Source organism: Marinobacter gudaonensis (assembly GCF_900115175.1).
GTDB classification, from domain to species: Bacteria; Pseudomonadota; Gammaproteobacteria; order Pseudomonadales; family Oleiphilaceae; genus Marinobacter; species Marinobacter gudaonensis.
The window spans coordinates 98,545-118,111 of the sequence record NZ_FOYV01000003.1 but is presented as its reverse complement, the minus strand read 5'-3'; the positions used below and the strand labels follow the sequence as shown (position 1 = coordinate 118,111).

At 59.4% G+C, this 19,567-nt stretch carries 13 protein-coding genes, 1 tRNA gene and 1 pseudogene; 1 reads left to right on the top strand and 14 read right to left on the bottom strand.

Features of this window, described 5'->3' with window-relative positions:
- Window positions 1-19 precede the first annotated feature (19 nt).
- From BM344_RS15345 to BM344_RS15290, 12 genes are all read right to left on the bottom strand, one after another.
- Complete coding sequence (locus tag BM344_RS15345; protein ID WP_091992072.1) at window positions 20-1,003, bottom strand: TAXI family TRAP transporter solute-binding subunit; 984 nt, start codon at window positions 1,001-1,003, stop codon at window positions 20-22.
- Between the two features lie 196 nt (window positions 1,004-1,199).
- On the bottom strand, window positions 1,200-3,584 hold the full coding sequence (locus BM344_RS15340; protein ID WP_091992071.1) for an efflux RND transporter permease subunit: 2,385 nt from the start codon (window positions 3,582-3,584) through the stop codon (window positions 1,200-1,202).
- A gap of 46 nt (window positions 3,585-3,630) precedes the next feature.
- Entirely contained in the window at window positions 3,631-4,725 is a 1,095-nt protein-coding gene (locus BM344_RS15335) for a WD40/YVTN/BNR-like repeat-containing protein (RefSeq protein WP_228143659.1), read from the bottom strand.
- 199 nt (window positions 4,726-4,924) lie between these two features.
- On the bottom strand, window positions 4,925-6,313 hold the full coding sequence (locus BM344_RS15330; RefSeq protein ID WP_091992069.1) for a DUF1329 domain-containing protein: 1,389 nt from the start codon (window positions 6,311-6,313) through the stop codon (window positions 4,925-4,927).
- Window positions 6,314-6,447: 134 nt separating this feature from the next.
- Window positions 6,448-9,090: an aminopeptidase N gene (gene pepN, locus BM344_RS15325; RefSeq protein WP_091992068.1), complete on the bottom strand. Its 2,643-nt coding sequence runs from the start codon at window positions 9,088-9,090 to the stop codon at window positions 6,448-6,450.
- Between the two features lie 78 nt (window positions 9,091-9,168).
- Window positions 9,169-10,008 (bottom strand): DUF2797 domain-containing protein, encoded by an 840-nt coding sequence (locus tag BM344_RS15320; protein ID WP_091992067.1) that lies wholly within the window; start codon window positions 10,006-10,008, stop codon window positions 9,169-9,171.
- The gene (locus tag BM344_RS15315) at window positions 10,005-10,295 is read right to left on the bottom strand and encodes a YeaC family protein (RefSeq protein ID WP_091992066.1); all 291 of its coding nucleotides are present in this window, start codon (window positions 10,293-10,295) and stop codon (window positions 10,005-10,007) included. Before BM344_RS15315 ends, BM344_RS15320 begins: the two co-directional genes overlap by 4 nt.
- A gap of 167 nt (window positions 10,296-10,462) precedes the next feature.
- The gene (locus BM344_RS15310) at window positions 10,463-11,323 is read right to left on the bottom strand and encodes a rhomboid family intramembrane serine protease (protein WP_091992065.1); all 861 of its coding nucleotides are present in this window, start codon (window positions 11,321-11,323) and stop codon (window positions 10,463-10,465) included.
- Between the two features lie 39 nt (window positions 11,324-11,362).
- Window positions 11,363-12,376: a metallophosphoesterase gene (locus BM344_RS15305; protein ID WP_091992064.1), complete on the bottom strand. Its 1,014-nt coding sequence runs from the start codon at window positions 12,374-12,376 to the stop codon at window positions 11,363-11,365.
- Between the two features lie 2 nt (window positions 12,377-12,378).
- Window positions 12,379-13,263 (bottom strand): NAD(+) kinase, encoded by an 885-nt coding sequence (locus BM344_RS15300; protein WP_091992063.1) that lies wholly within the window; start codon window positions 13,261-13,263, stop codon window positions 12,379-12,381.
- Between the two features lie 129 nt (window positions 13,264-13,392).
- The gene (locus BM344_RS15295; protein ID WP_091992062.1) at window positions 13,393-14,640 is read right to left on the bottom strand and encodes a DNA repair protein; all 1,248 of its coding nucleotides are present in this window, start codon (window positions 14,638-14,640) and stop codon (window positions 13,393-13,395) included.
- 230 nt (window positions 14,641-14,870) lie between these two features.
- On the bottom strand, window positions 14,871-16,940 hold the full coding sequence (locus BM344_RS15290; protein ID WP_091992061.1) for an NADPH-dependent 2,4-dienoyl-CoA reductase: 2,070 nt from the start codon (window positions 16,938-16,940) through the stop codon (window positions 14,871-14,873).
- A 160-nt stretch (window positions 16,941-17,100) separates the two neighbouring features.
- On the opposite strand from BM344_RS15290, the pseudogene BM344_RS15285 reads away from it, so the two are divergent.
- Window positions 17,101-18,135: pseudogene (locus BM344_RS15285) on the top strand (AraC family transcriptional regulator); the annotation flags it as partial.
- Between the two features lie 11 nt (window positions 18,136-18,146).
- On the opposite strand, the gene BM344_RS15280 reads toward BM344_RS15285, so the two are convergent.
- Window positions 18,147-18,223: transfer RNA gene (locus BM344_RS15280), tRNA-Asp, on the bottom strand.
- A 136-nt stretch (window positions 18,224-18,359) separates the two neighbouring features.
- On the bottom strand, window positions 18,360-19,391 hold the full coding sequence (locus BM344_RS15275; RefSeq protein WP_091992060.1) for an AraC family transcriptional regulator: 1,032 nt from the start codon (window positions 19,389-19,391) through the stop codon (window positions 18,360-18,362).
- Between the last annotated feature and the right edge of the window lie 176 nt (window positions 19,392-19,567).

Genomic DNA, 19,567 nt, shown 5'->3' with positions numbered 1-19,567 from the left:
GGTCCGGATTAACGACCGATCAGTCGATCAGGCCAGCTTCCTTGTAGTACTTGGCAGCGCCCGGATGCAGCGGCGCACTCAGGGCATCAGAAACCATCTCTTCCTTGTTCAGGTTAGCGAACGCAGGATGCAGTCGCTTGAAGCTGTCAAAGTTCTCGAATACCGCTTTGACGACAGCATAGACTACATCTTCCGGTACATCGGTGGAGGAGACGAAGGTAGCGGCCACACCGAACGTGGTCACGTCTTCATCGGTGCCACGGTACATGCCACCCGGGATCACCGCCTTGCGGTAGTACGGGTTCTCTTCGATCAGGGTTTCCGTAGCCTCGTTATCCACGCTCACGATCACGCTGTCGCATGATGTGGTGGCTTCCTTGATCGCACCGGAGGGGTGGCCGACGGTGTAGAAGAAGGCATCGATGTTGCCATCACAGAGAGCCTGGGACTGTTCCGCGGCCTTGATCTCGGCCGCCAGGGCGAACTTGTCCATGCCCCAACCCATTTCTTCCATAAGGACTTCTGCTGTTGCACGCTGACCGGAGCCGGGGTTACCCACCGATACCCGCTTGCCCTCCAGGTCCTTGAAGGTCTTGATACCGGACCCTTTGCTGGCGACCACGGTGAACGGCTCAGGATGCAGGGAAAATACCGCACGCAGTTCCTTGTTGGCGCCGTCGTCCTTGAACTGGCTGGTGCCGTTATAGGCATGGTACTGCCAGTCAGACTGGGCAACCGCCAGGTCCAGCTCGCCCTGGCGAATGGCGTTCAGGTTGTAGACAGAGCCGCCGGTGCTTTCCACCGAGCAGCGGATACCATGCTCCTTACGATCCATGTTCACCAGACGACAGATTGCCCCACCGGCCGGATAGTAAACGCCGGTAACCCCGCCCGTGCCGATGGTCACGAAGCGCTGTTCCTGGGCTGAAACGGACGTGGAGGCAGCACCGAGACTGACGGCTGCAGCGACAGCGAGTGCGGAGGCTTTAAGTTTCAGTGTCATGTGAGTTCTTCCTTTTCTGTGTGTTATTGGCAATCGCCCGCACGTTCCTACGGACAGACTTCATCGTCGTCTGAAAACATAGACCACTTCACACCATAAATAAAGGTTGGATTAGCTGGCTAACCGGTTGACGGGACAACAAAAAAGCCCGCAATGCGGGCTTTTTTGCTCCTCGTCTCCCGTGGAGACTGACGATCTATTTGGCCGCTCGGGCCTTTGCAACCATGCGATCCGGTCGCAGCAGGAAGCGGGCCAGGGCCGGCAACAGCCAGATAGCACCGACCATGTTCCAGATGAACATGAAGAACAGCAACAGTCCCATGTCTGCCTGGAATTTGATGGGCGAGAAGATCCAGGTCACCACACCAAGACCCAGTGTTACGCCGGTGAACATAACCGCCTTACCGGTAGAACGCAGGGTCTCGTAGTAGGCCTCCTGCAGGGTCTTGCCCTCCAGCAGGTACTTCTCGAGCTTGCTGTAGATATAGATGCCGTAGTCGACACCAATACCGACACCCAGCGCAATCACCGGCAGCGTGGCCACCTTGATGCCGATACCGGAGACCGCCATGATCGCCTCACACAGTATCGAGGTGAGTCCCAGCGGAATCACGATGCACAGCACCGCACGGACAGAACGGAAAGTGACCAGGCACAACAAACTCACCACGCCGTAGACCAGGATCAGCATCTTGTCCTTGGCCGAGGAAATCACCTCGTTGGTGGCCGCTTCAACGCCGGCGTTACCCGCTGCCAGCAGGAACCGGTGTTCTTCGTTGCTGTTTTCTTCGGCAAACGCCTCGACACGCTCAACCACGGTCTGCAAGGTTTCTGCCTTGTGATCTTCCAGGAACACCAGCACCGGGGTCAGGCTGCAGTCGGTGTTGATCAGCCCGGCCGGGGCCTCGCGGATGGAGGCATTGATGATGGTCTGGTTACGGGAGATCTCATACCACTTCCAGTTACCCTCGTTCAGAGCCTTGGTCACAATCTTGGAGACATCGGCCAGAGAAGCGGACGACTGGACACCCGGCGTGTTCTGCAGCTCCCACTGCAGCTTGTCCATGGCCCTCAGCACATTGTACTGGGTGCACTGCTCTTCCGGTGTCTTGACCATCACCACCAGAACATCAGCGCTCGTCGAGTAGTTGTTGATGATGAAGGCGTTGTCCTTGTTGTAACGGGAATCCTTCCGCAACTCCGGAGCACCCTGGTCAAGATCACCAATCTTGAGGTCTTGCTTGTAATAGAGCCCCAGACCCAGACCGATTACCGCGATGAGCAGGGAAATCGGAGCCACGCCGGGGTGCGAGAAGTAAGACATGACGCGCCACTTTCGATCCTGCTTCTCGCCATGGTTCTGCACATGACGCACGCCGCCCTTGGAAATGCCGAGGTAGGACATGATCAGAACGTGCAGCACCAGGTTGGTAATGATGACGAACGCAACACCGATACCCGCGGCAATCGCCAGATCGCGAATGACGTCGATCTCGATGAAGAACAGGGTCAGGAAGCCGAAGGCATCGGATATCAATGCCAGCATGCCCGGGATGTACAGAGCCCTGAAGGCAAGCCGTGCGGCCGTCACCGAATCAAAGCCTTTGGCCGCCTCAACCGCCATGGCGTTGACGATCTGTACACCGTGACTGATACCAATAGCAAACACCAGGAACGGCACCAGTACGGAATAGGGGTCGAGCCCGTAGCCAAGCAGACGCAGGGCGCCCAGCTGCCAGAACACCGCGATGATCGACGTGAAGACCGGTACCAGCGTGCCGGTGATGGAACGCGAGTACCAGAACAGCAGAAGCGTGGTCAGCACAATGGTGATTCCGGCGAACCAGGCAATGGAGCCGATGCCCTCAATCAGATCGCCCACTTTCTTGGCGAAGCCAACGATGTGGATCTGGATGTTGGGGTTCTGCTCTTCGTACTTGTCGCGAATCTTTTCTTCAAGCTGACGGGAGAATTCCGCGTAGTCCAGTGCCTCCCCGGTTTCGGGGTTCTTCTCGTAAAGCGGGGCATAGACGATGGTGGACTGGAAGTTGTCCGAGACCAGACGCCCCACTTCGTTGGAGCGCAGCACGTTCTGGCGCAGCTGCTCCAGACTGTCGCGGGAGCCGTCATAGCCATCGGGGATAACCGTACCGCCCTGGAACCCCTGCTCGGTCACCTCTACCCAGCGGACGTTGGAGGTCCACAGCGATTTCAGACCGGAACGGTCCACGCCGTTCAGGTAGAACACCTCATCGGTGATCTGCTTCAGGGTTTCCATGTACTCCTGAGTGAAAATATCGCCTTCTTCCACAGCAACGGCGATACGCACGAAGTTACCGAGGTTCTCCAGATCTTCCCGGTGCTCCAGCATGTTCACGATGTACGGATGCTCAAGCGGAATCATGCGCTCGAAGCTGGCATCGGGCTGGATCTTGGCGGCGTTATAGCCGAGGAAGACGGTCAGCAACGCGAGAATCGCCAGGATGGCTGCCCGGTTATTGAACAGCAGTCGCTCGAGGAAAGGTTCCGCCTTGGGAGTGGTCAGGTAGTGCTCACCCCTGTCATGATTCGGGTTGGACATTCAAAAGCCCCTCTATTGTTCGTTCGGTTATTGCCACATCAGGGCGTTATTGAAGGTTCTTTCCGCGGGCGTCCGTGATCTTGGCGCCACCTTCACCGACAATCAGCAGATCGGTTCCGGAAATGGGCACCACACTCATCACACCCTCGCGATCACTACGGAAAGATTCCCGAAAGGTTTCCGCGCCATTGGTACTCAGCAGAACTGCACCACCGTTACCAACCAGCGTAATCCGTCCGTCATCCGCAACCACGCCGTCGTTGAGGGTGGCACCGGCCGAGTTCGGAACCATGCGCCAGGACTTGCCCAGGTCGGTGGAGAACAGCATGTTCCCCCGCAGGCCGAATGCCAGGATTTCGTTCACCTGGCCAGTTCCGATAACACCGAACAGGGAGCCGTCATAGGGGGACTCGCGGCGCTCGAAGGTCTCGCCGCCGTCTACCGATACGTGGATCTGACCGGCCTCACCCACCAGAACGATGGCGCCACCGGTGATCCGGGTGATGCCGTTGAGGTGGAAGTTCTGGCGATTATCAATTCTCGGGGCCCAGTCACTCCACGTTTCACCGCCATCCACGGTACGCAGGAACATACCATAGGCACCAACCACAAAGCCCCGCTGCTCATTCTCAAACCACACATCCAGCAACGGGTTCACGGGACCAATCTCCAGGTCCGCCTGCAGGTTCTCGAGGGCAAAAAACAGATCATCCAGCGCCCACTCGAGGTCGCTCTTTTGCTCTTCTGGAGCCTCCTCGATCCGCTCTTCCATGGCGGCAATCTGCTCTTCACGGCTCTCGATGGCCAGCTCCAGGGCACGGGTACCGTCCAACTGCAGCTCCCAGGTGGCACCGGCGTCGGTTGTTTTAAGAACAACCCCACTGTGGCCCACCGCCCAGCCATGAGTATCCGAGCCGAAATCGATACCGGTCAGGGTCACTGAAACGGGAACCTCGCCCTGGGACCAGGTTTTGCCCTCATCGTCGGAATAGATGATGTGGCCACGCTCTCCCACAGCCACAATACGCTCGCCTGCGCGGGTCACGTCCGTCAGGAGATTTTCCGGGGCCAGATCGGTCAGCCGGGCCGGGGTTTCGATGATATCTGCAAGCGCAAACGCTGCCGGCGCAGACCATGCCATGGAAAGTCCAAGACAGGCCGCTCCCAGAGTCTTGCACATCAACCTTTTAGCCATTCAGATTGCCTATTGTGTTGTGTTGAACTGTGTCTCTGCCCGGCATTGCCGGGTATAACTGTAAACATACCGACAGCCTCACGGCTGCCGGTATGTCGGGTCGCCACTTCCCTGGGGCGGGGGCACGTCCTCCGTCACCGGGGCCTTATCGGACACTCCGGCGGCGCAGGGACGCCGGCGAGAAGTAGCGCCGGTTCGGAACCTCGTTGGTGAATACCCGGGTGTTCGGCTCTTCGGTATCCAGGCCAAGCACGTGATACCGGCGGGCCTGGAGATCATGATAGACATCCAGAACCGTCCACACGCCCGGGAGTTCGTAATAATTCTTTGGCAGGCCCATGGTCACACGCCAGAGCTCGCCCCGACCGTCGTACTGGTCCAACAGCACGGTATTCCAGCTGTCCTCGTCGATGTAGAACCGACGCTTGCCGTAGATGTGCCGCTCACCTTCCTTGAGTGTTGCTTCCACCACATGCACCCGATGCAGCTCCCAGCGGGTCAGATCCGGGTTGATGTGGGTAATCCCGAGGATCTCCTCATAGGGCAGCCCTTTCTCACCGATGCGGTAGTTGTTATAGGGAATGTAGATTTCCCGCTTACCCTCGTAGGTCCAGTTATAACGGTCCAGGGCACCGTTGAAGATATCAGTGTCGTCTGCGGTACGCAGGTTATCAGCCGCCGCGATGGGCGAATCATAGCCGAGGTTCGGGGCCCGACGCACGCGCCGTTGCCCGGCGTTGTAACCCCAGCCATTACGCGGGTTGATGATCTGGTTCAGGGTTTCGTGAATCAGAATCGCGCCACCGGCCAGACGGGGCGGTGACTGGGTAAAGGACAGGTAATAGAAGATGACGTTATCCAGTGTCTCCTCGCTGCCCTCGGGGTTGTAGAAGTTGAAGAAGGCTTCCTGCTGTGAAGTTACCAGGCCATACTCGCCGTTGGTCTGCACGGCAACTTCGCTGGAACGACGGGTCACGGAAACACCACGCCACCGGGTCAGGTGGTTCCAGATTGCCTGCCAGGCCTTTTCCTCATTGGTGCCGTGCAAAATCGGGAACGGATAGCCCCCGAAAGCACCATCAAGACCTTCGCCCTCACCCACGATTTCGGCGCTGACCGCGTTTTCCTTGGTGTTTTCAGCCACCCAATCGGGTACGGCATGGGTCCGACGGGAGCGGTAAACCGGCACTTCAAAGGTGGTCGGATACGTCTCCAGCAATGCCTTCACGCCGTCCGTGAGGTACTCCTCGTACTGGTCCATATTGGCCGGGGTGATGGTGAACAGAACCTCATCGTCCGGGAACGGATTGATGTGGTGCTGACCGCTGCCCTCATAGCCAGGAGGGGGGTCAGTAAGGCCGCCGGTCCAGGGCGGGATGGTACCGGCCTCATTGCCGGCCTTGGGTGAGCCAAAGGGAGTCAACTCGTTCCCCAGGCGTGCCGCCTCACTGGCAGACACCGCCGCCAATGCCGACGACGATGCCACGGAAAGCGCCAGAAGGCCGCCGAGAATCACGTTTTTGTTGTATGTCATTTTGGAACCTTAAGTGCGTCTGGAAGCCTCTGAAGAGGCTCTTATTATCGTCTTATGGAACTACCGACTTTCACCCAGATTAGCCGATCTGCCACTAAAGTCTATCGACCGAAAGTGCGATTTTGTATCTGGCCTTACCCAGCCAGGCTCTTGTGCACAACCTCATAGACATCCCGTGACAGGCCGTCCTTGTCGCGGATACGCTCGAGCGCCGATTGCATCTGGCTGCTGTAAGCCGGCGCAAACTTCCGCCAGCGGGTCAGCGGCGTTACCAGACGGGCCGCAATCTGGGGATTGCTGTCGTCCAGGCGGCAAACCTGGTCTGCCAGGAACCGATACCCCGAACCGTCGGGATTATGGAAAGCCGCCAGGTTCTGGCCGGCAAAGGACCCGATCACCGACCGGATCTTGTTGGGATTCTTCCAGTCGAACGCCGGATGCGCCAGCAACTGCTCAATGTCGGACAACTGACCTGCGCGGTCGCTGGCAGCCTGCACCGAGAACCACTGCTCGACCACCTGGGGGTCATCGCGGAAGCGGTCGTAGAAGTCATCCAGCGCCTGCCGCCGGTCGGCCTCGTAATCGGAATTGACCAGCGCCCGCAGCGCTCCCATCCGGTCCGTCATATTGTCGGCCTCGTTCAACTGGCGAACCGCCAGCGCCCGACCTTCGTCATCGTTAATCATCAACAGCCAGCCCAGGGCCGTGTTGCGCAGGCTCCTGCGGGCGATCGCCGCTGGTGTCACCTCGTAGGGGCCAGTCTCTTGCTGGCGCTGGTAACAGGCAACCAAGTCATCCCGAAGCGCCTCGGCCAGATGCTCCAGTACACGCTCCCTGGCACGATGGATGGCAGGCACATCGGCACTTTCTGCCAGTTCGATCAGGTAGGCCTCCGACGGCAACTGCAGCATTTTCGCCACCAGGGCCTGATCCAGGTCGGTGTCGGTAATCAGCTTGCGGTAGGCCTCGACCAGCCTCGGATCTATGGCCGCGTCATCCGGTGAGCCAATCAGCCGCTGAATGACATCCACCGCCAGACGCTGGCCGGCATCCCAGCGATTGAAGCCGTCCGGGTCGTGATTCATCAGGAACAACAGCTGCTCCCGGGTCCAGGGATAACGCACCCTCACCGGCGCCGAGAAATGCCGCAGCAGAGAGGGCACGGGCTCTGAAGGGATGTCGTGGAACTCGAAGGTATGCACGCCTTCGGTCAGCTCAAGGACTCGTTCGGTTGGCGCCTCCGCCTCATCGCTGGCCAGGCGCAGTGGCAGCGGCTGCCCATCGGAGCCCAGTAACCCGAGGGCAAAGGGAATATGCTGGGGCTTCTTGTTGGTCTGCCCCGGGGTATCGGGAATGGTCTGCTCGATGGTCAGCCGATAGACGCCCTGGCCTTCGTCGAATTCATCAGACACTGTCAGCATCGGCGTTCCCGCCTGTTCATACCAGAGACGGAACTGACTCAGGTCACGGCCCGAGGCATCCTCCATGGCCCGCACGAAGTCATCGGTGGTTACGGCTTGGCCATCATGGCGCTGGAAGTACAGGTCGCTGCCCTTGCGGAACAGCTCCGGCCCCAGCAGGGTGTGGATCATGCGCACCACTTCGGCGCCCTTCTCGTAGATGGTCAGCGTGTAGAAGTTGGAGATTTCCATGTAGGAGGCCGGCCGCACCGGATGGGCCATGGGGCCACCGTCCTCGGCAAACTGGGCGGTTCGCAACAGGGTGACATCCTCGATTCGCTTGACCGTGGGCGACCCCATGTCTGCGGAAAACTGGGAATCCCGGAATACGGTAAACCCTTCCTTCAGACTGAGCTGGAACCAGTCCCGGCAGGTCACCCGGTTGCCGGACCAGTTGTGGAAGTACTCGTGGGCAACAATGGCTTCAATACGCTGGAACGCCATATCGGTGGCGGTTTCCTGGCTGGCCAGCACGCACGACGAGTTGAAGATGTTGAGCCCCTTGTTCTCCATGGCGCCCATATTGAAATCGTCCACGGCCACAATCATGAAGATATCCAGGTCGTATTCCCGACCGTAGACCTCCTCATCCCAGCGCATGGAGCGCTTGAGGGAGTCCATGGCGTGGTCACATTTCTCGGCGTTCCTGGGCTCCACATACATGCGCAGATCAATGTCACGGCCGCTGCAGGTGGTGAACGTGTCGCGTTTCTCCACCAGGTCACCGGCCACCAGCGCGAAGAGGTAACAGGGCTTGGGGAAAGGATCCTCCCAGGTCATAAAGTGGCGACCATCGTCCAGCTCGCCCCTGTCCACGTCGTTGCCGTTAGACAGTAACACCGGGTAGGCCTTTTGATCGGCTTCAATTCGGGTACGGAAGCGGGCCATCACATCGGGGCGATCCGGAAAGAAGGTAATGCATCGGAATCCCTCGGCCTCACACTGAGTGCAGAACATGCCGGAGGATTTGTACAGTCCTTCCAGCCGGGTGTTGTTCTGGGGCTCGATCCAGGTCACCACGCTCAGGGAGAAGCGCTCGGGTACCGACCGGATGACCAGCTGCTCGCCGCGATTCTCATAATCGGATTCAGACAGGGCGGTACCGTCCAGGGCTACCGATTCGAGGACGAGACTGTCGCCGTCCAGTTCCAGCGGAGGGGCGGACTCCTGCGAATCCGGATTACGACGGATGGCCAGCGTGCTATGTACTCGGGCTCCGTCCTCGAACAGCTCGAATCGCAGATCAACGGTGTCCACCAGATACGCGGGTACCTTGTAGTCGCTCAGGTAGATGGTTTGTGGCTGGCTGGTACGCATGGATGGTCTCCTGAATTCGTAGCCCGCTGGCGCGCTCAGGCCCGGCAGGCGAAAAAAGATCACTCGGGCCCGTGGCGGTCAGCCTTCCAGGACCCGGAAACGGATTTCATAACCGGTGAACTTCCGGATGTTGATCACACCGGTATCCAGAATAAGGTATTGCCCCTTGATACCCTCGAGCGTGCCTTCGACCTCTGGCGTTTTATCGAGGTTATGGGTTTTGATCTTCGCTGGCCAGGTCTGAACCGGGTAACTGAGACCCAGGCCCTGCTCATCCACCGCCCGAATAGCGTCCTCACCGTGCTCTGCCCGAAGTGCGTCAAGGTCGTCGGCAATCAGGCCCAGCATCCGCTCACGCTCCTCCTGCAGGTCCAGCTTCGGCACTTCACCCTTGAGCATCCGCTGCCAGTTGGTGCGGTCGGCAACATGGGCCTTGCACGCCACTTCCACCAGACCGGCCAGGTACCGGGTGGCCACCCGAACCATGGGAATGGCATCGACAGCCCCCTGGTCTATCCAGCGCGTCGGCACCTGTGAAGCCCGGGTAATACCCACCTTCAGTCCGGACGAATTGGCCAGGTAGACCACGTGCTCGATCATGCAGTGAGTCTCTCCCCACTCCGGCTCACGACAGGTTCCCAGATGATAATGGCACTTCTCCGGGCTCATGATGCAGCTGTCACAGGCGGCCAGCTTGCGGAAACACGGGAAGCAGAACCCCTGATTGAAACTCTTGTTGGTTTTGCGATCACAGTGGATGCACCGGATCACGCCGTTGAAATCCAGGCGCAACGGCCTGCCGATGAGATCGTTCAGTGGAATGCGGGTGTCACCCACGGCAATGGTGTACGACACCGGATGCCCGGCCTCTACCGGCATCTTGCGCAGTCGGCCTGTTACGTCAATCACTTCGCTCAAGACTTGACCTCGACAAACTGGTCCGGGTCCACCTTGCCCTGCCCCTGCGATCTCTGCACGGAAGGGTCGCAGGCCGTGCCAGCCTTGCTGCCCCGATCCAGGTAGCCGGTGCGTTCTTCTTCCGGAATGTTGTGCAGGTTCTCATAGTAAATCACGGCTTCAAGGCTGATTTCCCGCTGCTCGGGCGTCAACTTGCGGCCATCGGGCCATTTGCCCAGCTCAATCGACTGACGCAGGCTCCGGTACACGTTCGGGTCCAGCCGCTCGATCAGTTCTTCATAGGTCATGCCGCCCTCCTGAAAAAACATTCATAAAAAACCCGCGGGTATCGTTTGACATTCTCAAACGACAATGATTATCATTACCTCACCAAATGACAACGGTCGTTTCATTTGGTCTCTCTCATCAGGAGCTGAATGCTCTTTTTATGCCCCGCTTTTGCGGGGCTTTTTTATTACCGCCTCCGCTGTCTTACGGGCAGAACCACCGCCAGGGCCAGCCCTGCAACAAATCCACCCAGGTGCGCCTCGTTGGCCATCCGTCCCAGGCCTATCAGTTCAGGCAGTGAGGTGAAACCAATCACCATCCAGGCCACCGCAAACGTCACCAGGGCCGGCGGAAACTGAAATCTCGGCGCCGCACGCTGGCTCAACCAGCAATAGCCCAGAATACCGTAGACCACGCCGGACAGCCCGCCGAACAACGGCCCCGAAACAAAGTACTGCAGACCGTTGGAGAGCAGGCTGGTCACCACAAACAGCGTGATGAACCGGGCTCGACCATCAAACCACTCGATCTGGCTGCCCAGAAACCACAGCATCACCGAATTGAAAATGATGTGAGTCCAGCTGAAATGCAGGAAATCGGGCGTCAGTAAACGCCAGATCTGGCCGCTGGCCAGGGTCGCCGTCAACGCGTCCACGCGACCGCCCAGGGAGCTCCAGTCGAAATCCCGGGGATCGATGATCATCAGCGCTGCGGCAAGCTGGTTCTGACCCATGGCCGTCAGCCAGACCATGAGCACCGCCAACCCGATGATACCCAGCACCAGAGGCGCGTGGCGGGGGGACGGCTGCCAACGACCGCCCACGAACGCCGGCGATCGGTTCTGGCGATCCACGGCATCGCGGATTTCCGGTTCGGCCATGAACCGGTCGAGGGCAGCCAATACCGGCTCGGCGTGCGCCGGATCTTCCAGCCAGAGCACCTGGAAGCCGCCTTCTTCGGAAATCCGATGGGCCACACCCTGGCCATTCAGCCAGCGACTGAAACTGGCCAGATTTACCCTGGTATCCAACTGCTTGACTCGATACACCCTTTGCTCCGCCTCAGGATCTGTTTCCGCCGGCGCGTCCTAGCGCGCCACGCTGTCTTCACTGGAGGGATAATCTGCCTGCTCCGGCCGCTCCACATCTACCCAGACAAACTTGTCGCGGGAAAGTGCCCGCTCACCGTCCATCCGGTAGGCCACCAGCCGACCGTATTTCACCGCACTGTAGTCGATGCAGGCCACATTGGCCTTCAGCGGTGCCGGCTCACCTTCCATCCAGTAGTGACCCACGAAGACCGGTGGCGCGTCCAGCGGATAACTGATCAACTGCCGTTGCTCGGCCGCCGTCAACTCACGACGCGCCACCTCTGGCGGCAATGGATCCGGCTGAAACACTACATCGGCGTAGGTTCTGGGATCGTCCGCCCAGAATTTGGTGCGGAAAAACTGGCGCACATAGCCATCGCGACCGGTGATGGACATGCCCTCTGGCAACCGCAGATCGGTGCCTCGCAACAGGGTATCCATGACCTGCCCGGCAAAGGATTCAATGGCGGCCGAGGCGTGCAGGAAATCCTCGTCGATACAGGCACCGCCCTGGATCCGTTTGAACTTGTCGATCAGGTCGCCATCCCAGCAGGCATGTACCACCCGAAAGTTCTCTTCCTCGATGAACAGCGGAATGGAGTAGAACCAGTCGAGGAACTCGTTCCACTCATAGGGATGGGCTTCAAACTGTTCCAGAGTCTCACGGATCAGACGATCGTGACGGGGATTGTGTTCCCGCAGCCACTTCTTGCCACTGCCGGCCCGGGCCCGGGTGCAATAACCCAGGGCATTGTACTCGTGATTGCCCATCACGATACGGGCCGAGCCATGCTCTACCATATCGCGCACCAGGTGCAACGCCTCACGGATCCGGGGGCCGCGGTCGATGATATCGCCGATAAAGATCGCCTGACGCCGGGGGTGTTGGTACACGCCGTTGATCTTGCGATAACCCATCTGGTCCAGCAACCTGACCAGGGTGTTCGCGCAACCGTGAATGTCGCCAATAATGTCGTAACCGCGGCTAGCGGTCTGTTTCGATACAGCCATGATCAACTCGCTGATATTTCACTGGCCCAGCCAAGCTTGTCACGGCAGGTGGCGTAAAAGTTGTGGTCGGTGGGGTGAATAAGCCGGATCTTGAACGGCTTCTTGGTGATGCGAATGATGTCGCCCGGTGCACAGGCAATGTTCATCTGCCCGTCGAAGCTGATCTGCGGATAGGTTTCGTTGGTTTCCCCGATCACCAGTTTGATCTCACTCTTGCCATCGACAACGATTGGCCGGCTACTGAGAGTGTGGGGAAACATCGGCACCAGAACAATGGCGTCGAGCTTGGGGTGCATGATCGGCCCGCCAGCAGACAGCGAGTAGGCCGTGGAGCCAGTCGGCGTTGACACGATCAGGCCGTCCGAGCGCTGGCTGTAGACAAAATGGCCATCAATGAACAGATCAAAGCCGATCATCCGGGTCGATTTGCCCGGATGCAGCACCACATCGTTCAACGCGGTACCGAACCCCAGGGGCTGACCGTTGCGTTCAACATTACCGTCGAGCAGAAACCGGGTTTCCTCGATGTACTCGCCTTCCAGCACCTTCCCCAGGCGCTCCTCGAGATCGGCCGGAGAGATATCGGTCAGGAAGCCAAGACGCCCCCGGTTGACACCCAGCAGGGGGATCTTCGATTTGGCCAGTTCACGGGCCGCACCGAGCAGGCTGCCATCGCCACCCACCACAATCACCAGGTCGCAGATCTCGCCCAGCAGCTTCTTGCTGGCCACCTGCAGGCCGTGACCGGGCAGCATACTGGCCGTGTCTTCTTCGAGAATAACGTGGTAGTTGTGGGTGATCAGGTATTGCTTGAGCTGGCGCAGGGATTCAACCACCTTGACGCTGCCCATCCGGCCAATCACACCAATGTTCCTGAACTGATCCATGAAGCTTCCTGTGGTGTCGGGATGCCGCCGGACGCCGAGCGGTCGGCCGGGTCCGGTTCAATCTGGGCTACAGTTTAACGAAAGTCGGCGGGATACTGAAAAAAGTTGGCAATAGCGGGCTGTCGTTGCTCAACCCGGGTTCCGGTGCTGCTCGCACCTGTCGTCCACCCCCGGGCGAAATTCCGACGGCTGGCTGACCCGAAGGATGGGCTCCTCGCAGCGCTTTCCATCCTCGGTCTCGTGGGCGCACACCGGGTTCTCGTAGTGCTCAAGCCACTCCCGGTACGCAGGCTCATTCATGCCACACCGGTCGGCGGCGTAGGCCGTTGGATTCTCGAAGTAGGTCTCGATGTCTTCGAACGGCAGGGTCAGGTGCCCCACGCCGGGATGGTAGGCCACCAGAAACACCGATTGCCGCTTCAGGTGGTCCATGATCGAATTTTCCACGGGCTCCCGGTTCCTCAGCTCGTGGTTTTCCTGCTCCAGGGCAACGATTTTGTCGTCCCGCAACTCGAGCTCCCGCTGCCGGCGCTCCAGTTGATCCTTCAACAGCACCAGTTCGGCGTCAGCATTCGACTCCTCGCGCTGCTTGTCGGCGCCACTGTCGGCAATCTGCTCCTGCATGGTGAGGTATTGTTCATTACGCTCCGCCAGTCGCTTCTTCAACTGCTCGTTACTTAACCGCTGGCGTTCGTATTTCTGCTCCAGATCCGCAATTTCGCCCCTCAGGGTCTGCATCTCGAGACGATGCTCGCGCTGCAGATCAGACAGGGAATCTCGGTGCACGCTTTGGAGCGTCTTGATTCTCAGGCGTTGCTCGCGGATCAGCTGCGCCAGCCTCGAGCGATCGGCGGCCGCCGAGTCGTCTGTACCCGGTGCTTGCGTCTGGGCATTGAGTACGGGAATCTCCTCTTCCCGCGCCGGTTCTTTCTTGCGGAATTTGAGGCTGTTGGCTTCCACGGCCTTGCGGATGGTCTGGAAGTGGTTATTCCCCGGAGTCATGTCGGGGTCCCAGAGATCCTCCTTGAATCGGGGGTCCGGGCACTGACTGCGGCAGACCAGGCGAATGGCGCCGCCACCCATATCGGGGCCCTTGGCACCGTTCTTGGCCAGTTCCTCAATGGGGACGTTCCAGTGCGTGTCGGCCCGGCCTTCCTCATCGAACCAGATGCGGAAGAACACCAGGGACTGGACCAGCAGCTCGCCATTGAGTTCAACCAGAACGGCCCGGACATCGGTCTCGGCCAGATCCGACAGCCCTACATAACCATCCAGGAAAGCGCCGAACTCGCTGGCGCGCATCTGCCGCGAAACCTGGCTACCGTCCATGAAGAAAACCGCCGCATAACCATCAGTTGCCTGGTCGGCAGACACCATTGCACTTTCTCCGCACTAGACTCCAAAATCGAACGTATCCGTACCCACACGACAGGATCGGACAGGTTGTTCCATTCCTGAGGGTAAAAACCCCTTGCACAAGACGTGGTCGCCAGAGAGCAACCACGAATCGCGGAAGGGGCAAGCTGACAGACCCAGCGCTATTAGTCTAGCCAGACTATCGTTCGTGCACAGGGAAAAACTGCAACGATTTGTGATCTTGTGCCCGATCAGAGTTCGGCGGCGAGCCTGCTCCCCTGATTGATGGCGCGCTTGGCATCGAGTTCGGCAGCAACATCGGAACCGCCAATCAGATGGACCGGCAGGCCGGCCGATTCCAGATCCGCCTGCAGTTCACGCAGCGGCTCCTGGCCCGCACATACGATGATGGTGTCCACCGCCAGTACCCGGTCCTCGCCCTGCTCGGCACCCTTGGGAGTGATGGTGACGTGCAGACCCTCGTCGTCAATCTTACGGTAGGTAACACCGGGCACCATCTGCACCTGACGGTTCTTGAGGGAGGTACGGTGGATCCAGCCGGTGGTCTTGCCCAGGTTCTTGCCCACCTTGGAGGCTTTACGCTGCAGCAGGTAAACCTCCCGCGCCGGCTCCGGCACTTCCGGGGTCACACCCTGGATACCACCGCGGTGCTCCACGCTCAGATCCACGCCCCACTCGCGCATGAAGTGGCCGGTATCCAGCGCCGCAGACTCACCTTTATGAACAATGAATTCGGAGACATCGAAACCTATGCCGCCGGCACCGATCACCGCCACTTTCCGGCCAACCGGCTTGCGCTCGAGCAGTGCATCCAGATAGCCAATCACCTTGGGATGGTCGATGCCCTCGATATCGGGGGTGCGGGGCTTCACCCCGGTGGCCAGGATCACCTCGTCAAAACCGCCGGCCTTGAGGTCATCGGCGCTGACACGGGTATTCAGACGAACATCCACGCCGTGCTTGTCCAGCATGACCCGGAAATAGCGGAGCGTCTCGTAAAACTCCTCCTTGCCCGGAATCAGCTTCGCCACGTTGAACTGGCCGCCGATTTCGCTGCCCGCATCAAACAGCGTGACCTTGTGGCCACGCTCCGCCGCGACGGTGGCAAATGCCAGACCGGCGGGACCGGCTCCAACCACAGCAATGGCTTTCGGATTGGCCGTTTTCACGTAGGTCAGCTCGGTTTCGTGACAGGCCCTCGGGTTCACCAGGCACGAAGTCAGCTTGCCACTGAAGGTATGGTCCAGGCACGCCTGGTTACAGCCAATACAGGTGTTGATCTCATCGGCACGGTCTTCGGCGGCTTTCAGAACCAGGTCAGCATCGGCCAGGAAGGGACGCGCCATGGACACCATGTCGGCGTCGCCGTCGGCCAGGATTTTCTCGGCCACATCCGGCATATTGATCCGGTTGGTAGTGACCAGCGGGATGCTCACCTCACCCTTCAACCGAGCGGTCACCTTGGTGAAAGCACCCCGGGGTACGGAGGTGGCAATGGTCGGAACCCGGGCCTCGTGCCAGCCAATACCCGTGTTGATGATCGTGGCGCCGGCCTTCTCGATCTCCTTCGCCAGATGGACCACCTCGTCCCAGGTGCTGCCGTCTTCGATCAGATCCAGCATCGACAAGCGGTAGATGAGGATGAAGTTTTCCCCCACCCGCTCGCGGACGCGGCGAACGATTTCGAGGGGCAGGCGGATGCGGTTCTCATAGCTGCCACCCCAGCGGTCAGTTCGATGGTTAGTGTGGGAAACGATGAACTGGTTGATGAAATAGCCCTCCGAGCCCATGATCTCCACACCGTCATAGCCAGCCCGCTGAGCCAGGGCGGCGCAATCGACGTAGTCCTGGATCTGCTTCTCAATGCCCGCTTCATCCAGCTCTTTGGGCTTGAACGGGTTGATGGGCGCCTGGATGGCTGACGGCGCCACCAGTTCCGGCGAGTAAGCGTAGCGACCGGCATGAAGAATCTGCATACAGATCTTGCCGTCGGCCTCGTGCACCGCCTCGGTGATGATCCGGTGCCGGTCCGATTCCTCCTCAGTGGTCATCTTGGCAGCATGCTGGAAGACCCCGCCTTCAACATTCGGCGCAATGCCACCCGTCACAATCAGCCCCGCACCACCGCGGGCACGCTCTGCGTAGAACGCCGCCAGGCGCTGGAATCCATTCTTCGCTTCCTCAAGCCCTGTGTGCATGGACCCCATCAGGGTGCGATTACGCAGCCTGGTGAAGCCCAGATCGAGGGGCTCAAGCAGATTCGGGTACCTGGCAACGCCGGGGGTAGTGCTGGTGGTCATGTCCTGTCTCCTCATCGGGTTCGTCAGCGAGGGCTACGGCTCTTGCGGCCTGCTCACCCCACTTGTGATCGAACCTAAAACTACCGTCACCCCTTGCCCTCGACAATATCCAGGAATAACATTCTATTATCTTTGGATAACATGTCAGACAAAGGCTTCAATGAGCGGAACCCGATCTGCCCAGCCGGTGCCCCGCAATTCACTCGGCGACATCAGCGTTCTCTACGTCTCGGTACTGATGCGCGCGGCAGCTGCGGAGGGCGCAGATACCGCCGAACTGGTATCCCGTTTCCAGCTTGACAGGGAGACCCTGAACTCACCGGATGCCAGGATCAGCATCCCCCGTTTCATGCGGCTCGGCCATGCGGCCATTGGCGTTACCGGCAACCCCGCCCTCGGACTGCGCATGGGCGCGCTGTCGCGACCGGTAGACGCGGGCCTCGCCGGTCTTGCCGGTGAAACCGCCGGCACCGTGGGCGCTGCTATCAGCACACTGATACGCTATGCCCTTCTAACCAGCCGGAACAGCCGGGGCACGCCCTCGGTGCGCCCGGACGCCAGGCAGGCCTGCTTTTATTCCATCCGGCCCTACAACAGCTTCAACTATTTTGTGGTGGATTCGGTACTTGCCGCCTGGACCCAGTTCCTGCGCACGATCAGCGGTCGCTACGACGTCCTGGAACGAGTCAGCATTGAATACCCCTCCATCGGGCAGGACGAACTGTTCGAAGGCTGGTTTCGCTGCCCGGTGCACTTCGGCGCTGGGACCAACAGCATCACGGTGCGTCGCGAGACCTGGGAAACGCAGAGCCTGCAGGCGCAACCGGCCATGCATGAACGCCTGGTACGCCAGTGTGAGGACGAACGTCAGCAAATCGAGAAAGGCTGGACCACCAAAGACCGGGTAAAGAACCTGCTCACGCCCCTGTTTCAGGGTGAAACACCGGACCTGCAGACCATTGCGACGAAGCTTGGCGTGGCGCCCTGGACCCTGCAACGGCTGCTGGCCTCGGAAGGCACTGGCTTCAGGGAGCTGGTTGACGAAACACGAAAACAACTGGCGCGGGATTACATCCGGGAGACAGATACATCGCTGGCGGAAATTGCCTGGCTGCTTGGTTTCGCGAACCCGCCGGCGTTTCACAAGGCGTATCGGCGCTGGTTCGACCTGAGCCCGGGAGAGCATCGAAAAAGGGAGAGTAAAAATGGCGGAGCGGACGGGACTCGAACCCGCGACCCCCGGCGTGACAGGCCGGTATTCTAACCAACTGAACTACCGCTCCGTGCGGCGCTTCACAGGAACCTTGAACAGGCGGTGCAATCAGGGTGTGACTGCTCTGTGACAACGAGGGCGCATTATAAAGAGGCGCCCTGCCATGTCAACGTTTTTTCTGAAAAAAGTTGGCGGATGGCCAGCCGTTACATGGCATCGACCATCGCATCCTTACCCTGTGCGGTTTTGCGATATTCGATCGGGGTCATGCCGGACCAGCGCTTGAACGCCCGGTAGAAGGTGCTGGGCTCTGAGAAGCCGGTCAGGTAGACGATCTCGTCAATAGACTCGTCGGTCGTGGCCAGCAGCTGACGGGCGAGACGGTAACGGAAATCGGCCAGAACCTGGTTGAAACTGGTTTCTGCTTCGGTAAGGCGGGTGCGCAGGGTCCGGGCCTTGATACCCAGCCGCTCTGCCACCGCATCGAGGGTGACTTCGCCACTATCGAGCAGTTCGGCGACAATTCGCTCAACCTGCCCGACGATGTCCTTTTTCTCCAGGCGCGCCACCTGCTCACTGGCGAAACGCTCATGCAGGTCCAGCAGTTCGGGCTCGGCATGGGGCGACGCGTGCGACAGCAACTTGGCCGGGAAATAGAGCCGGTTTTCCTCTGCGCCGAAGGTTACGTCACAGCCCAGGACTTCCCGCACATGCTCCTGACCCTCTGCACGCTCGTGCTCGAACTCTATGCGCGAGGGGTAGAAACTGCCGTCGGTAATGGACTTGAAAAAGGTAATCAGCCCCTGAACGAAGCATTCATTAAAGTGCTTGAGACGGCGGACGTCATCGGAGGCGGCGTCCAGCACCATGCAGGCATCGTCGCCCTCGATAAAGAAATCGGTATTGGCGGCGTCGCTGAGCAACCGCTGGTAGTTCTGTGCACGGCGCAGCCCTTCGCCGAAAGTCGGGCTGCTCAGGAACAGGTATTCGAGCACCTGCCCCTTGTAGGCGGGCAGCAACTGTCCCAGATGAAGGCCGACATCGGGATCTCCGGACACCTCCTCAACGGCCTGCCAGAAATACATTTGGGCGCTGTGAGGTGTTCGCAGCTGCTCGGTGTAGACGTAGTTCTCATCCACCCCCAGGCGACTGAAGATGGCGTCCGTATCAACTCCCTGCTTCTTCATCGCCTCATAGATCAGGCGCAACATCACGCCCGCGTCACGAAGTTCCTGCATAAGATCCCGCTTTTCTTATTCGTTAACTGATACCTTGACCGGCTGGACAAACACCGGGAGACCCCAGGTCAATGCCCTTTCCGACGGTTTCTGCCAGACTAATCGAGTATATAGAATACACACTCCCGGGCGTTCGCCTGTTATCAGAGCATATCAGGCCACGACCGGAGAGTTGT

Excerpts from the sequence above, each read along its gene's own strand:
- BM344_RS15345 (WP_091992072.1), bottom strand. The coding sequence starts at position 1,003 with ATGACACTGAAACTTAAAGCCTCCGCACTCGCTGTCGCTGCAGCCGTC.
- BM344_RS15340 (WP_091992071.1), bottom strand. The coding sequence starts at position 3,584 with ATGTCCAACCCGAATCATGACAGGGGTGAGCACTACCTGACCACTCCC.
- BM344_RS15335 (WP_228143659.1), bottom strand. The coding sequence starts at position 4,725 with ATGGCATGGTCTGCGCCGGCAGCGTTTGCGCTTGCAGATATCATCGAA.
- BM344_RS15330 (WP_091992069.1), bottom strand. The coding sequence starts at position 6,313 with ATGACATACAACAAAAACGTGATTCTCGGCGGCCTTCTGGCGCTTTCC.
- pepN (WP_091992068.1), bottom strand. The coding sequence starts at position 9,090 with ATGCGTACCAGCCAGCCACAAACCATCTACCTGAGCGACTACAAGGTA.
- BM344_RS15315 (WP_091992066.1), bottom strand. The coding sequence starts at position 10,295 with ATGACCTATGAAGAACTGATCGAGCGGCTGGACCCGAACGTGTACCGG.
- BM344_RS15305 (WP_091992064.1), bottom strand. The coding sequence starts at position 12,376 with ATGGCTGTATCGAAACAGACCGCTAGCCGCGGTTACGACATTATTGGC.
- BM344_RS15300 (WP_091992063.1), bottom strand. The coding sequence starts at position 13,263 with ATGGATCAGTTCAGGAACATTGGTGTGATTGGCCGGATGGGCAGCGTC.
- BM344_RS15295 (WP_091992062.1), bottom strand. The coding sequence starts at position 14,640 with ATGGTGTCTGCCGACCAGGCAACTGATGGTTATGCGGCGGTTTTCTTC.
- BM344_RS15290 (WP_091992061.1), bottom strand. The coding sequence starts at position 16,940 with ATGACCACCAGCACTACCCCCGGCGTTGCCAGGTACCCGAATCTGCTT.
- BM344_RS15275 (WP_091992060.1), bottom strand. The coding sequence starts at position 19,391 with ATGCAGGAACTTCGTGACGCGGGCGTGATGTTGCGCCTGATCTATGAG.